The 15,742-nt window shown below is 40.5% G+C and carries 13 protein-coding genes and 2 tRNA genes; 10 read left to right on the forward strand and 5 right to left on the reverse strand.

Annotated elements, in window-relative coordinates; genetic code table 11:
* The 3 genes from AN619_RS09205 to argC all read right to left on the reverse strand — a co-directional run.
* On the reverse strand, nt 1–287 hold a 287-nt coding region (locus AN619_RS09205; protein WP_198153275.1), incomplete at its 3' end, for a transposase.
* A gap of 879 nt (nt 288–1,166) precedes the next feature.
* Nucleotides 1,167–2,387: a bifunctional glutamate N-acetyltransferase/amino-acid acetyltransferase ArgJ gene (gene argJ / locus AN619_RS09210; RefSeq protein ID WP_330382063.1), complete on the reverse strand. Its 1,221-nt coding sequence runs from the start codon at nt 2,385–2,387 to the stop codon at nt 1,167–1,169.
* A 23-nt stretch (nt 2,388–2,410) separates the two neighbouring features.
* Nucleotides 2,411–3,448 carry an N-acetyl-gamma-glutamyl-phosphate reductase gene (gene argC / locus AN619_RS09215; RefSeq protein ID WP_068556421.1) on the reverse strand — a complete coding sequence of 346 codons (1,038 nt, stop codon included), beginning with the start codon at nt 3,446–3,448 and terminating at the stop codon, nt 2,411–2,413.
* Nucleotides 3,449–3,598: 150 nt separating this feature from the next.
* On the opposite strand from argC, the gene argB reads away from it, so the two are divergent.
* From argB to AN619_RS09265, 10 genes are all read left to right on the forward strand, one after another.
* Nucleotides 3,599–4,471: an acetylglutamate kinase gene (gene argB / locus AN619_RS09220; protein WP_068556422.1), complete on the forward strand. Its 873-nt coding sequence runs from the start codon at nt 3,599–3,601 to the stop codon at nt 4,469–4,471.
* Nucleotides 4,472–5,662 (forward strand): aspartate aminotransferase family protein, encoded by a 1,191-nt coding sequence (locus tag AN619_RS09225; RefSeq protein ID WP_068556423.1) that lies wholly within the window; start codon nt 4,472–4,474, stop codon nt 5,660–5,662.
* A 663-nt stretch (nt 5,663–6,325) separates the two neighbouring features.
* Complete coding sequence (locus AN619_RS09230) at nt 6,326–6,814, forward strand: glutamine amidotransferase-related protein (protein ID WP_068556424.1); 489 nt, start codon at nt 6,326–6,328, stop codon at nt 6,812–6,814.
* A gap of 86 nt (nt 6,815–6,900) precedes the next feature.
* Nucleotides 6,901–7,980, forward strand: a complete 1,080-nt coding sequence (gene carA, locus AN619_RS09235; RefSeq protein WP_068556425.1) for a glutamine-hydrolyzing carbamoyl-phosphate synthase small subunit — start codon at nt 6,901–6,903, stop codon at nt 7,978–7,980.
* Nucleotides 7,971–11,162: a carbamoyl-phosphate synthase (glutamine-hydrolyzing) large subunit gene (gene carB, locus AN619_RS09240; protein WP_068556426.1), complete on the forward strand. Its 3,192-nt coding sequence runs from the start codon at nt 7,971–7,973 to the stop codon at nt 11,160–11,162. Before carA ends, carB begins: the two co-directional genes overlap by 10 nt.
* 127 nt (nt 11,163–11,289) lie before the next feature.
* Nucleotides 11,290–12,813 (forward strand): M1 family metallopeptidase, encoded by a 1,524-nt coding sequence (locus AN619_RS09245; RefSeq protein WP_068556427.1) that lies wholly within the window; start codon nt 11,290–11,292, stop codon nt 12,811–12,813.
* A 318-nt stretch (nt 12,814–13,131) separates the two neighbouring features.
* Nucleotides 13,132–13,308, forward strand: a complete 177-nt coding sequence (locus AN619_RS15955; protein WP_278279884.1) for a CC/Se motif family (seleno)protein — start codon at nt 13,132–13,134, stop codon at nt 13,306–13,308.
* Nucleotides 13,309–13,453: 145 nt separating this feature from the next.
* A tRNA-Arg gene (locus AN619_RS09255) sits at nt 13,454–13,530 on the forward strand.
* Nucleotides 13,531–13,554: 24 nt separating this feature from the next.
* Entirely contained in the window at nt 13,555–14,007 is a 453-nt protein-coding gene (gene tadA / locus AN619_RS09260) for a tRNA adenosine(34) deaminase TadA (RefSeq protein WP_330382064.1), read from the forward strand.
* Nucleotides 14,008–14,011: 4 nt separating this feature from the next.
* A tRNA-Ser gene (locus tag AN619_RS09265) sits at nt 14,012–14,103 on the forward strand.
* A gap of 294 nt (nt 14,104–14,397) precedes the next feature.
* Here the strand turns inward: AN619_RS09265 and AN619_RS09270 are convergent.
* Together AN619_RS09270 and AN619_RS16695 are read right to left on the reverse strand one after the other, a co-directional pair.
* A complete protein-coding gene (locus tag AN619_RS09270; protein ID WP_068556430.1) occupies nt 14,398–15,468 on the reverse strand; it encodes a hypothetical protein in 1,071 nt (356 codons plus the stop codon).
* A 159-nt stretch (nt 15,469–15,627) separates the two neighbouring features.
* On the reverse strand, nt 15,628–15,742 hold a 115-nt coding region (locus AN619_RS16695; protein WP_157064970.1), incomplete at its 5' end, for an integrase core domain-containing protein.

Genomic DNA, 15,742 nt, shown 5'->3' on the forward strand with positions numbered 1-15,742 from the left:
ACTACTTGAGGTTGAAAAGTAGATTCTCTGTCTCTAGGTACTTGAATTGTAGATTCTCCATACTTTGATACGATATTTTTTTCCTTAAAGCCATTTCTAGAGTTTTTGCCGGACTTATTTTTATAATCATACTTTGTATAACCAAGATGCTGATCCATTTGGGCTATAAGCATTTTTTCTAAAGTGGCAGAGAATAACTCTTTTAATGCCGATGCTATATCCTCTATGTTTTTAGGGTCAAATGCATCTATAATTTCTTTTGCTAACTGTCTTTTATCTTTTATCATGTGTGAATCCTCCCGCTATCATCCTAATCTTATTTTAGCATATGTTGGAGTTTACACACTCTATTTTACACTGTCCGAAAGTTGATTAATTAATAAAATAATAGCATGGCGCAGAATAAATGTAAATATATATAATCAGAAAATTAATAAAAATTTATAAATTATTAATATTGAAACAAACAAAAAAATATCATATGATAGTAAAAAGAATTAAAAAAATTATATATGATGGAAAATAAAGCCGAAAAAATGTTATATGACAGAAAGAACAGGAATTTTATTTACAATACATAAATAACAGCAGCAACATATTTAAAAGCAATTGATCCAGAATATTTGTAGTTTCTAAATATATATAATGTATTGGAATACAAGCAAAAATACCTATGAAAATTAAATGATCTGCAATGCGGAGGTGATAACTTGAGAATTCCTAATTATGTGCTTTCAGTCGCTAATAAGGAAAAAAATGGAGGAACTATACTATATAATACAATCAGTGGAGCCAAGGTCTTGATAACTTCGTTTGAAAAAATAAATGCAATTATGATGGGCTATTGAAATATTGTATGAACAAGAAATAATCATCTGCTAGCCAAAAAAGTGTGTACTGCATGGGCAGATGGGTAAAATTACAAACAAATCTAAAAAATTTATAGAAAACCTGTTTCAGTTGCCTAATGGGTGGTATATATAAAATACAACATCATAAAACAGCAATGAATAGAAAGGGATGAGTCCACCAAAGACGATAATTTGAAAGGAAAGACAAAAAGGAAGAAGGTGAGTCCACCAAAGTGATGAATGAAGTTTCAGTCGTATAGGCAGCCTTTGCAGAAAAAGCAAATAGGGCTGCCTATACGATTGTTTTTTGTTTTTTTATGTTCTGTAGGAGCCGTTGATTTTCACATAATCGTAGCTTAAATCACAACCCCAGGCCGTTGCTTCATATTCCCCGTCCTTTAAATCAATTACAATGTTGACATAGTCTTGATCCAAAATTTCTTTTGCTTTTTCTTCACTGAAAGGAATTCCTGTTCCATCCTTTACAAGCTGTATGGTCCCCTTGGCGTTTTTAAAGAAAATATCTACTTTGTCCGGAGAGAAATCACCGCCGGAATAGCCCAAGGAGCACATGATTCTTCCCCAGTTGGCATCACTGCCAAAGAAGGCAGATTTTACAAGATTGGAGGAGATGACGGACTTGGCACAGATTTTGGCATCCTTCTCTGTCTTGGCATGATATAATGAAACTTCGATAAGCTTTGTAGCCCCTTCCCCGTCTTTGGCAATCATTTTGGCGAGGGTTTGGTTGACAAAATCAAGGGCATTTTTGAATTTGGCATAATCTTTATCCATGGCATCGATGAGAGGATGGCCTGCCATGCCGTTGGCCAAGGTGATAACCATGTCGTTGGTACTGGTATCCCCATCTACGGAAATCATATTATAGGAGTTGCTGACGCTATCCTTTAGGGCTTTTGTCAACAGGGCTTTGCTGATATTGGCATTGGTGATGATAAAGGCCAGCATGGTGGCCATATTGGGATGGATCATGCCGGACCCTTTGGCAATACCGCTGATGAAAACAGGTTTGTCATCGATCATGATTTCTACGGTAATTTGCTTGGGAAAGGAATCCGTCGTCATAATGGCTTCTGCTGCAGAAGCGCCGCTGCCGTCAGGAATAAGACTGCAAGCTGCTTTGATTCCAGGTATGACCACATGCATGGGCATAGGAACGCCGATAATTCCTGTAGAGGCTACCAAGACCTGATTTGGTGGGAGATTCAAACAAGCCGCGGTGGTTTCCGACATCTTGTAGGCATCTTCTAAGCCTTGGGCACCGGTACAGGCATTGGCATTGCCGCTATTGACAACGATCGCCTGTATGGTATCGGAGATTTCCAAATGCTTCATGTTTACAAGGAGGGGTGCCGCTTTTACGATATTAGTGGTAAAGGCAGCAGCAGCTACAGCCGGTTTTTGGCTATAGATCACGCATAAATCCTTGTTGCCGTTTTTCTTGATCCCGCAGTGTATGCCCACAGCCTGGAAGCCCGGTACATCCGTTAAACTTTTATCTTGCAATATTTTCATATCCATCATCCTTTCTATTGAAACTAAGGTATCATAGCCAATAATTCTAAACCTTCTATTTCTCTGATGCCGAACAATAAATTCATATTTTGTACGGCTTGGGAGGCAGCTCCCTTCATCAAGTTGTCAATGGCAGAGATGACAATAACCCTTCCCGTTCGCCCATCTACCCGCAGGCCAATGTCACAGAAATTTGAACCTCTTACCCATCTTGTTTCTGGTAGGTTTTCTACAATTCGGATAAAATATTCATCTTTGTAAAAGAATTGATAGATTTCATAAAGCTCTTCCTGGGTTAGTTTGTGAAGCAGCTTCCCGTAGCAAGCAGCCAGAATTCCCCGGTTCATGGGCACCAAATGGGGTGTAAAGGATACGTGAAGATTTTCACCGTAAATCAGAGACAACTCCTGTTCGATTTCCGGTGTGTGTCTATGACCGGCGACCCCATAGGCTTTGATGGATTCATTGCATTCGGTAAAAAGGGTGGCAATATTGGCTGACCTGCCTGCTCCCGAAACGCCGGATTTGGCGTCGATGATGACAGAGCTAGGATCGATCAAACGATGCTTCAATAGGGGAGCCAAAGCCAATATGCTAGCTGTGGGATAACAGCCAGGATTGGCAATCAATTGGGCTTGGGAAATTTGGATGCGATGGATTTCCGGCAAACCATATACGGCAGAAGATAATAGATTGCTGCATTCATGATCCAGTCCGTACCAAGCTTTATAAATTTCCGTAGATTTTAATCGGAAATCAGCTCCCAAATCGACCACTTTCACCCCATATGCCAAGGCCTTTTCGGTAATAGGAAAGGCTTTGCCATGGGGAAGGGCAATGAAAAGGATATCTATATTCGAAAGATGCTCTTCAATAGATTGGATATCTATACATAAATCCTGTATAAAACCCTCATATTGACAGTAGATTTGGGAAAAGGGAACATCTGTATGATTATAAGAAGACAGAAAATGGATTTTCACATGAGGGTGCCTAAAGAGCAACCACGCCAATTGTTGTCCTGCATAGCCTGTGGCCCCCAATATTCCTGCTCGAATCATCCAATCACCTCTTGATAGAATTTAAAGTAATTATACAAATAAATAAATAAATATTCAATACCCAAAAGAAATTTTTGTGAAAAATATTGAATAAATATATAAACAAAAGTATAATTATTAGTATTAGATTGTTAAAGAGGTGATGTATTTATGAATAGACAGACGGCGGCCATACTGGTAGAGGCACTGCCCTATATAAAAAAGTTCCGTGGAAAGACCTTTATTATCAAATATGGTGGCAGCATTATGAATAATGAAGAGGCAAAGAAGGCCTTTATAGAAGATGTAGTTTTGTTAAAACTGGTAGGAATCCACTTGATTATTGTTCATGGCGGAGGGCCAAATATTTCAGCGATGCTGAAGCAATTGGATATTGAAAGCAAATTTATCGATGGCTTGCGGGTAACGGATCAAAAAGCTATGGAAGTCGTAGAAATGGTTTTGTCCGGCAGTATCAATAAATCAATTGCTGCCGATTTGTGCAGACACGGTATCTGTGCTTTAGGAATCAGCGGCAGGGATGGAAATCTGATTCAAGCTCGGAAAAAATATCTGTATAAAGAAGAAGAAAAAATTGATATAGGATATGTAGGAGAAGTGGTATCTGTAAATAAAAAATTGTTGACAGATCTATTGGAAAAAGAGCAGCTTCCTGTCATATCACCGGTAGGATGCGATGAGGAAGGGAATATATACAATATCAATGCTGACTATGTGGCTTCTGCCGTTAGTAGTGTGCTGGAGGCTGAAAAGCTAATCTTGCTTACAGATATAGGAGGAATTTATAAAGATATTCAAGATCCTGCTTCTTTCATATCCTTTGCTACCGTAGATGAGATGAAAAGATATATTGAGGAAGGTATTATCAAGGGAGGAATGATTCCCAAGGCTGAATGCTGCATAGAGGCAATTGAAAGGGGAACAAAAAATGTCCATTTGATTGACGGGCGAAGGGAGCACAGCCTGTTGTTGGAGATTTTTACCAATGACGGTATTGGAACAATGATACGGGGAGGAGTATAAATGGATAAAAAGTATATGATGAATACTTACAGCAGATTTGATGTAGTATTTGATAAAGGAATTGGAACGAAGGTATATGATATCCACGGCAAAGCGTATTTGGATTTTGTTTCGGGGGTAGCGGTGAACTGCCTGGGGCACAGTCATCCAGCTATTGCAAAAACCCTAGCGGAGCAAAGCCAACAGTTGATCCATGTTTCAAATCTTTACTGGAATACAAAACAAATGGCCTTAGCAGAAAAATTGGTTCTCTACAGTGATCATGATCAGGTGTTCTTTTGCAACAGCGGAACAGAGGCGGTGGAAACGGCCTTGAAGCTGGCAAGAAAATATGGAAAACTAAAGGGCGGAAGCAACAAACACGAGATCATCTATATGGATAATTCCTTCCATGGCAGAACCATGGGTGCTCTGGCTGTGACGGGACAGGAGAAATACCAGAAAGATTTTATGCCTTTGATGACAGGATTAAAACCTGTAAAATTCAATGATATAGAAGAGTTGAAGAAGAGCATTTCCGAAAATGTCTGCGGGGTAATCCTTGAGCCCATTCAAGGGGAGGGTGGCATCGTACCGGCCCAAACCGATTTTTTAAAGGAAGTCAGTACTTTGTGCAAGAAGTATGACGCTTTGCTGATTTTTGATGAGGTGCAGTGCGGTATCGGCAGACTAGGAAGCCTGTTCGCCTACCAGAGCTTTGGCGTAGTACCTGATGTAATCTGTATGGCGAAGGGTTTAGGAGGAGGATTTCCTATTGGTGCCGTTTTGGCCACGGAAAAAGCGGCCAGTGCCTTTGTACCCGGTGATCACGGATGTACCTTTGGAGGAAATCCCCTGGCCTGCGCTGTGGCCTTAACGGTTCTGGAGGAATTGGTAGACAAAGGGATTGTAAAGGAAGTGGATGAAAAGAGTCTTTATCTAAAGGAAAAACTAGAGGGGCTGGTGGAAAAATATTACAATATTCAAGCCGTACAGGGTATAGGATTGATGCTGGGGATAAAAATGAAGGGAGATCCGAAGCCCATTGTCAATAAATGTTTTGAAAAAGGGTTGTTGCTGGTGGGGGCGGGAGAAAATGTCATCAGAATCCTGCCGCCTTTAAATGTTACCAAAGAGGAGATGGATGCAGCGGTGGATATATTGGAAGAAGTTTTATGGGAGATTCCTCTTGAGGATGCAAAAAAAGCATAAACATAAATGTTGACACATAAATATAGAGTATGATAATATATGATGAAAAGAGAATACGAGAACCTTTAAATTAGTCCAGAGAGGCTAAAAAGGATGTCGGGAAAGAGATATATCAGGGTTTGTATATCTTTGTTTTCCATGAAAAAAACACACCTTCTGCCTCGGGCAGGAGGTTTTTTGTTGTAAGGAAAAGGGCTCATGGAATTAGCACAGAATGGATATATATACATGATGATGTATATATACATTCTTAAGCAGAAAAAAGACAAAGAAAATCATATGAATAAACATTGATTAGAATAAAAATGTCCTAGGATAGAAAACTGCTGAATTTATAAATGTTTTCTCCGTTTAATTCTTAACCCTTTATGAAACTAAAGAATAAAAATCAAGAAAAACAACAAAAAATTTTTAAAAACCAGTTGCATAAATATATAAAAATAAGTATAATTATAACCAATAGAGAAATAAGTATAAGCTGGAGAGAATGGCCGGAGACGATGCAACATGGCCGTGAAGGAACAAAGTTCTGAAGTGTTATTTTATACAAAAAGGGTGATGAAGAATGGGGAAGCATTTTAAACATAAAAAAAGGCGCAGCCTATAAAGGCAAGGGAGAAAGACAAAGGAAATAAAAATATAGTAAGGAAAGGATGGATCAAAATGACTTATGTATTATCAGCAAAAGCATTTGGCGGAATGAATATAGAAGAGATTTTGAGTGGACTCAAGGGCGGATATTTCCATGTGGCACCAATGATCGTAAAGGTAGCGGTTATCAATTTGGGAATGACAAAAGAGGAGTTAATGGCATTGGTGAATATGAATTACAGCCTAAACATCTTTGATGAGGATTTCAGCATCCAGCAGTTAAATTCCTTATCCCATGATGTGATCATGATCTCTAACGGAAAAGTTGATTCTAAGAAATTGCCCAAAATGGTGGAAAAGATAAAGGCATGTATCGGCAAAAAGACGATTTTGGGTGTGGGACTGGGCAAAGACTTAATCGCTTTGGCTATGAAGGAATTGGAAGACGGTGAGGTTTTGAGCAAGGAAGGAAATATCCTGAAAAATGAAAAGTATAAAGTATTCTGTGCCGACGGCAGTACAGGCAATGACTTTGGAGATCTAATCAAATATATTGTGTAAAGGTATATGGGGAAACAGAAAAGAAAAAACTTTTCTGTTTCCTTTTGTAAAAAGAGATGAAGAAATGACGGATAGAGGTGTAGAAAATGAATGGAATACTATATCTGGAGGACGGAACAACTTATAAGGGAAAAGGATTTGGGAAAAAGGGAACGGCTGTAGGAGAGCTTGTATTTAATACATCGATTACCGGTTATCAGGAAATATTGACAGACCCGTCCTATGCAGGACAAATCATTACCATGACGTATCCTTTGATTGGCAACTACGGAGTGAACAACTTGGAGCATGAATCATCAAAAATTCATGCAAAGGGGTTTGTTGTAAAAAAGATTTCAGAAACACCCTCCAATCATATGAGTGAAAAAACCATCGATGAGATGCTGAAGAGCATGGGTGTTGTGGGTGTCTATGATGTGGATACCAGAAGCATCACCAAAAAAATCAGAAATGCAGGGGTATTGAAATGTGTTATTTCCAACGAAGAACTGGGGGAAGCAGCCCTGCAGGAAATTTTAAACACCACAGAAATTCGGGAAGACTGGATGAAGATCGTAGGGACAAAAGAGGTTGTTCATATACCGGGAGCAGGGCCGAAAGTAGCTTTGGTGGATTTCGGGGTAAAGGCCAATATTATACGGAATCTAGCCTATAGAGGCTGTGATGTTACCGTATTTCCGGCCACCGTCTCCTATGAAGAAATCATGCAAATAAACCCGGCAGGGGTGTTGTTGAGCAATGGACCGGGGAATCCTAAAGCGGCCACGGAAGCCATCGAATTGGTAAAAAAACTTCTAGGCAAACTTCCTATCTTTGGGATTTGTCTGGGGCATCAGATTCTTGCCTTGGCCGTGGGAGGGGACACCTATAAGATGAAATACGGCCACAGGGGAGGCAACCATGGCGTTTATGATATAGAAAAGGATAAGGCCTATATTACTTCCCAGAACCATGGTTATGCCGTGGATCCGGAGAGTATTCGGAATAAGGGGATAATCGTCACCCATACCAATTTAAATGACGGCACCATAGAGGGAATGAAACATGAAACTCTGCCTGTCTATTCTGTACAGTTTCATCCGGAAGGAGCACCTGGTCCAACGGATTCGGCGTATCTTTTTGACAAATTTATGAAACTCATGGAGGAGGAAGTCCTATGCCTTTAGATCAAACACTAAAGAAAGTAATGATTATCGGGTCAGGTCCCATTGTGATCGGTCAAGCAGCTGAATTTGACTATTCGGGAACGCAAGCCTGCAAGGCCATTAAAGAAGAGGGAATTGAAACGGTACTGGTAAACAGCAATCCAGCCACAATTATGACGGATCTTCATGTGGCAGATCAAGTATATATCGAACCTTTGACGATAGAAGCCCTTGAGAAAATTATCGAAAGGGAAAGACCTGATGGGATTTTGGCAGGCTTTGGGGGCCAAACAGCCCTGAATCTGGCTATGAAATTGGAAGAAATGGGCGTTTTGGAGAAGTACGGTGTAAAACTTCTGGGAACAAAACGGGAAGCCATTCAAAAAGCAGAAGACAGGGAGGCCTTCAAGCAATTGATGCTGGAGATCGGAGAGCCCATTCCCATGAGTATAACGGCTACCACCATCCAGGAATGCGAAGCCTTTGTGGAGCAGTACGGCTACCCTGTGATTATCCGGCCTGCATTTACTCTGGGAGGAACAGGAGGAGGAATTGCCACCAATCACCAGGAACTACTAGAAATTTGCAGCAGGGGAATCAGCAGCAGTCCCATTGGACAGATCCTTCTAGAGCAGAGTGTGGCGGGATGGAAGGAAATTGAATATGAAGTTATACGGGATAAAAAGGATAATTGCATCATTATATGCAACATGGAAAATATGGATCCCGTAGGTGTCCATACGGGGGACAGTATTGTGGTAGCACCGTCCCAGACCCTAAGGGATAAGGAATATCAGATGTTAAGACAGGCGTCCATTAAAATTGTCAGAAGCCTCAAGCTGGAAGGAGGCTGTAATGTTCAGCTGGCCCTGGATCCCAAAAGTGACAGCTATGTGGTGATTGAAGTAAATCCGAGGGTCAGTCGTTCCAGTGCATTGGCTTCTAAGGCTGCCGGATATCCCATCGCCAAGATTGCCGCTAAGATCGCCATAGGCTTTAGTTTAGATGAGCTGAAAAATTATGTAACCAAGACCTCCAGTGCTTGCTTTGAACCGACCCTGGATTATGTGGTAGTAAAGATCCCCAAGTGGCCCTTTGATAAATTCAACAAAGCTGCAAGGACTTTAGGAACTCAAATGAAGGCCACAGGGGAAGTTATGGCCATCAGCAGAACCTTTGAAAGTGCACTGCTAAAGGCTGTTACCTGTCTGGAAGGGAAGTTTACGGGGCTTAGGATGTTTTCCATCATGAAGATGGACGATGAAGAGCTCTTCAATAAAATAGAACAGTGCGATGATGAACGGATTTTTGCCTTGGCTGATGCCCTGCGAAGAGGTATTTCTGTAGAGCAGCTTTATGAAATGACCAAAATTGATCCTTGGTTCCTCCATGGCATTCAAAATATCGTGCACATGGAAAAAAGACTGCAGGGGGAACCCATGGATGAAAAACTTCTTTATGATGCGGAAGCCATGGGCTTTACCGATAAGGAAATCTGCGATTTAACGGGATTGGAAAGTGAATTTCTACAAAAAATTCGAAAAGAACACAGTATTTATCCTGTGTACAAAATGGTGGATACTTGCAGCGGTGAGTTTGATGCCCAAACACCTTATTACTACTCCTGCTATGAGGAGGATGACGAAAATGTGATATCCGATGAAAAGAAGATTGTGGTCATCGGATCAGGGCCGATCCGTATCGGACAAGGAATTGAATTTGACTATTGTTGTGTTCACGGAGTATGGGGGATTAAGGAAGCAGGTTATCAATCCATTATCATTAACAATAATCCGGAAACCGTCAGTACGGATTTTGATACAGCCGATAAACTATATTTTGAATCTCTATATATTGATGATGTTATGAATGTGATCCGAAGGGAGCAGCCAGAAGGGGTTATCTTGCAGTTTGGAGGCCAGACCTCCGTGAATCTTGCACCAAAGCTCCATGAGCGAGGCGTAAAGATTCTGGGTACCTCCTTTCAATCCATCGATTTGGCGGAGGATCGGGATAAGTTTCGAGATTTTCTGGAAAAGCTCAATATACCAACCCCTACAGGCAAGGCCGTTGCCAGTATAGAAGAAGCCTTGGAAACAGTAAAAGCATTGGGATATCCTGTGGTGGTAAGACCTTCCTATGTCATTGGAGGGCGAGCCATGCAGGTAGTCTATGATCAGAAAGCCTTGATCAGCTATATGGAGGAGGCCGTCAACCTGTCTTCCAAGTATCCCGTATTGATCGATAAATATGTAAGGGGAATTGAAATTGAGGTAGATGCCATTGCTGACGGTGAAGATGTTTTAATACCGGGAATTATGGAGCATGTGGAAAAGACCGGTGTTCACTCGGGGGACAGTATCACTATCTATCCGTATGTCAGTTTGGATCAGAGTACGGTGGACAAACTGGTGCAGTATACGGAAAAAATTGCAAAAGGATTGAATATTGTTGGACTGGTGAATATCCAGTATGTCTTTGATGGAAGAGAAATCTATGTAATTGAAGTAAACCCGAGGGCCTCCAGAACGGTGCCGATTCTCAGCAAGGTAACAGGTGTGCCTATGGTTAAGATTGCCATTGATGCCATGCTGGGGAAAAAGCTGAAGGATCTGCCCTATGGTACCGGACTGATGGAAAATAAGGATTTCTATGCGGTAAAGATCCCTGTATTCTCAGGGGAAAAGCTTGCCGATGTGGATATCTATTTAGGACCGGAGATGAAATCCACAGGGGAAGTGTTGGGAATTGACAGGAATTTGGATAAGGCTATCTATAAAGGGTTTCAGGCTACGGGCATAAAAGTTCCTACAGCAGGAGGTATCTATGTATCCCTCAAGGAAGTAGACCGGGAGGAAGGACTAGAAATCATTCGGCAGTATGCTGATTTTGGATTTAAAATATATGCATCCAATGGAACAGGCGGATTCCTGGAAAACAGAGGTGTTTCATGTGAAACCATAGACAAATCGGAGGTCATCAAATATATTGCCGATGGTACCTTCTGCATGGTGATCAATACACCTACCAAGGGCAATGATCAAAGGCGGGAGGGCTTTAGAATCAGAAGAAAGGCCAGTGAATATAGAATACCTGTCTTTACATCTATCGATACAGCCAAAGTGTTTTTAAAGGCCATCGCAATCAAACAAAATGACGAGGACGTTGTCTACAGACCTTTAAGTGAATATTTTCAAAGATAGCTTTGTGCAAGCCGGAGAAATTCCGGCTTGTAATTTTTTTTGGAAGGGTCTAAGCTTTGTTTTCTATTTTCTGCGGAGTAGAAATACAGTATAATGAAAGCATGACGTTATAAGAGGGGGTAGGAGAATGAATAGAGTATTGAAGAATTTATTTATTTTCATGTGGATTGTGGCATTCTTGGTAACGGGATGCAAAGGAAATGAAATACCCTTCGCACCACCATCCTTGCAATCGAAGACATTGATCGTAGAGGATACCAATGGTGTGGATGTGAGAAAAGTCAACAACTATCACATAGATGTTCAGTTTTATCCGGAAGAAGCAAGGTTGGAGACGAAGCAAATAGTTGATTATATAAATAATGAAGATGTTCCTTTAGAGGAAATATATTTTCACTTATATCCCAATGCTTTTCAAAAAGAGGATACCGTACCTTTTCTGTTTGATGATTTTCAAAGGGCCTATCCCAACGGTTTTCAGCCAGGATTTATAGAAATAAAGGCGGTAGCTGTGGATGGGAAAGGGGCAGACTATCAAATTTTGGGAGAACAGGCGACCATTCTGAAGGTGAAATTGGATCAGCCCCTTCTTGTGGGAAAAAGGGCAAAGATTGCAATGGATTATATGGTTAAGTTGCCTCCTGCCCAAGAAAGATTCGGTTATGGGAATGATACCTTCAATTTTGGGAATTGGTATCCCATTGCCGCTGTGTATGACGGAACCGGATGGAATCTGGACCCCTACTATGCCATAGGAGATCCTTTTTACAGTGATGTAAGTAATTATGAAGTGATTATCCATACGCCGAAAGAGATCACCGTGGCTGCGTCAGGCAACATATTGAAGGATGAAATTCAGGATGACAAAAGGATATGGAAGATTGAAGCCACGCTGATGCGGGATTTTGCATGGGTAGCCGGCAAGAAATTTGAAGTGGTAGAGAAGAATGTGGAAGGTACCATCTTAAAAATGTATTTTATCAAAGACGAAAATGTGAAAGAGGAAATAAAAGCCTTTGCTACGATGGTAGGAGAAGATGCTCTGCGGGTGTTTAATAAAATCTATGGGAAATATCCCTATGGACAATATTCCGTGGTGCAGACCAATTTCCCCAGCGGTATGGAATATCCGGGAATTGTATTTATCGGCAAGGAATTTTATAATGATTATTCCAGAGAATATCTTGAAATTGTCATTGTCCATGAAACTGCCCATCAATGGTGGTATGGGGTTGTTGGAAATGATGAAATCGATGAAGCTTGGCTGGATGAAAGTTTGACTAGCTATTCTGAGGTAGTCTATGCCATGGAAATGTTTGGGGAAGAGGAGGGGCAAAATTATCAAAAAGCCTATAACGAAGGGGAGTATCATGATGCTATAGATTCTATTCAGGATAAGACCATACTAAAATCATTGGATCAATTTGAAGGATGGGATGATTACGGGCCTTTGGTATATAACCGGGGAGCCATGTTTTTGAACCATCTCTATGATCGGTATGGGAAGGAAAAGCTTTATCAGGCTTTGAAGGAATATTATCAGCGATATCGGTTTAAAATTGCTACTACGGCTGATTTTCAAAAAGTTTGCCAGGAGATATTTGGAGAAGATATGGAGCCAGTGTTTCGCCAATGGTTATATGGACAATAGGTTTTGGATCTTTACGGAAGTTATTTTTGCATCCCTACTTTGCTGGAAGTTGCCAGTTGCTATTTATCGGCTGCAATGGTTGGAATAACAAAATGCATAGAGATTTGGCTCTAAGGGATGACAATCCATGGCATGACGGATATCTGCAACCAAAGCATATGGAGCCAAAAGGAACATAGAAAACCTTAAAGGATTAGAGGAGTGAAGAAAATGGAGATAAAGATTGATGATAAAGTAAAAAAGTACTTAGAGAAAAAAGGAGAGCATGTCTTGACAGTAGAGTTGGAAACCAGTCAATCCTGTTGAGTCCATGCATCCATACCGCATGTAAAGGTAGGGGCTCCGGTGGAGTCCGGCAAGTATGATCGGTATATGGTAGACGGCTTGGAGATTTATGTATATAAAGGGGCTGTTGTCAAAAATGCCCTGCGGATTACGTTGGCCAATTATCTTTTCTTTAAAGAAATCGAAGTAGCGGGCATCCAGATGATCTAGGGAAGAAATACGGTGAAAAGATAAATATAAGGCTCCTATGCATAAATAAAGTCATTTCATCCAATAATAGAGCAATATATAGAAAAAAATAGGGTTTGTTTACTTTAAAGATTTATGGTAATATAAAGTTTGCAAATGCTTTCTTGCACCCGTAGCTCAGCAGGATAGAGCAGCGGTTTCCTAAACCGCGTGTCGGAGGTTCGAATCCTCTCGGGTGCACCACCCTACCATATGGGAGGCACATTTGTGGAAGAATATTTTATGGGAGAAGCCCTGAGGGAGGCGCAAAAAGCCTTTGATTTGAAGGAAGTGCCCATCGGAGCGGTTGTCGTAAAGGATGGCAACATTATTGGAAGAGGATATAATTTAAGAGAAACTTTAAAAGACCCCACGGCCCATGCGGAGATACTAGCCATTCGCCAAGCATCCCAAACTTTAGGGGGTTGGAGGCTTTACGGCTGTGATCTTTACGTGACGATTGAACCCTGTCCGATGTGTGCTGGGGCTATTTTGTTGTCAAGAATCAATCGATTAATCATCGGTGCCATGGATCCAAAGGGTGGGGCTGCAGGTTCCCTGCTAAATATCCCGGAGGATGGGCGATTTAATCATCATACGGAGGTTATACAGGGAGTATTGGAAGAAGAATGTAGTGCTATCATGAAGGTGTTTTTTCAGGAATTAAGGAAAAACAAATAGATACGGAGAGATGGCAGAGTCCGGTCGATTGCGCACGACTCGAAATCGTGTTTACTGGAAACAGTAACGAGGGTTCGAATCCCTCTCTCTCCGCCAAAATCAAAGGCTGCAGGAAAATTTCTGCAGCTTTTTTAATATGAAGTAGGAAATTATAATTCTTGCCATTCTGCAGAGTTTGTATATGATGGGAGATTGGATATATTGACCCCTGTGATCTGTTGGTTAAACAGCATAGGCTTACGCTCCTAATTTTAGCTTTACCAACAGATTCGACATAACTTTTCAGATCCATTTTTGAAATAATTGGAGATTTAAGCTGTATTTTTTTGACATGCGAATACCGGGTTATATGGAACAGATAGTTTATATTCATGGAAAATATCAGATGAATTAGAAAGAGATATTGTATGTAAACAAATCATCAGTAATTGTTGCCTCTGTTATTTTGCCTTCCCAATCATTGATTTCAAGAAGAATCAGTCTGTCCTCTGTTTTAATCTTCCATCTGCTCTTTCCATGTACTGTTTCCATATTCTCAAAACCAATTATTTTTTTTCTAGTATCTCCAATAAAGTGAAAATCCAAAAGCTGTTTCATCATCCTCGCTTCCTTTGATTCCATCAAATCCAATCCTATGGCTCTTCCTCCCGCTGGGCTGCTTGCATGAAAATGAAGTGAATACCCTTTGTTTTGATGAGGATTTAACCCCTCATATGTTGTGCTCAATCCATTGATCTGTGCATCATAGAAATATACCGGTGTTTCCAAATATACAGACGAAGTAAAATTTGAATCATCCATTCTATTTTCTACCCTTCCGGTATACTCCTGTTTCGTTCCTTCTGATTTGTTTTCTATAATGGAAGCTTTTAAGGGATACCCCCGACCAAAAGCCATTTGATTTATAAGTGATAAAACAGTTTCCTTAGGATCTGATTTGCCTCCCGGGCATGAAATCACCAGGCCCTTTTCTTGAGACCAAGCATATTCCCACCCGAAGGAATTGACTGCATAATGCCATGTTAATGGAAAATAGGTGATCCCTCGAAAATTAATGAAAGGCCATTTTTCTTTTTTATTATCTATTTTTTCTCCATTTACTGTGATTGGGTAAACAGGAATAGCCACAGAATACTTTTCTGATGTTTTATTGATGACATTTTCGGAAGGCTTGTAACCACAGGTCCTATCTGTTTTTGTTATCACAAGACCTGATGCCTGGCTCCAATTCGTTTCGATACCCAAAAATCGACTATAATCCCATGTCAAAGGAAAATAAGTAATACCTTTATACATGAGCAGAGGATAGTCGCTATTTATATTATTGATAAGTATTCCGTTCAATGTAACCTTGAAATCAACAATGGTTGCTTTCTCCTGTGATACAGCAGACACCCCTGTCATAGGGATGAGAAAAACGCATAATGTCAAAATTATGCTGATGGGTCTTTGTGTTTTCATGCTATAACCTCCTCGTAAGGTTTTTTTATTAATAAATTTCCAGTTACAAACCTTGTATTAATAAGTCAAACTATAATGCACCCCTTTGTCAAGACACTAAAATTGAAATTTTTAAGTTATCTTGACCTCCTCTTCTCTACAATATGTTTTTTTTGTATTCTAAGCAGCCGTATAGAGCTTATACGGATACTCATAATCCAAGGATTGGTGGGGCCTTTCAAAATTGTAAAAATGAATGTATTCGTTAATTAGACTTCTTAATTCTCTTGGCGTA

This window comes from Thermotalea metallivorans, assembly GCF_001562415.1.
GTDB lineage: Bacteria > Bacillota > Clostridia > Peptostreptococcales > Thermotaleaceae > Thermotalea > Thermotalea metallivorans.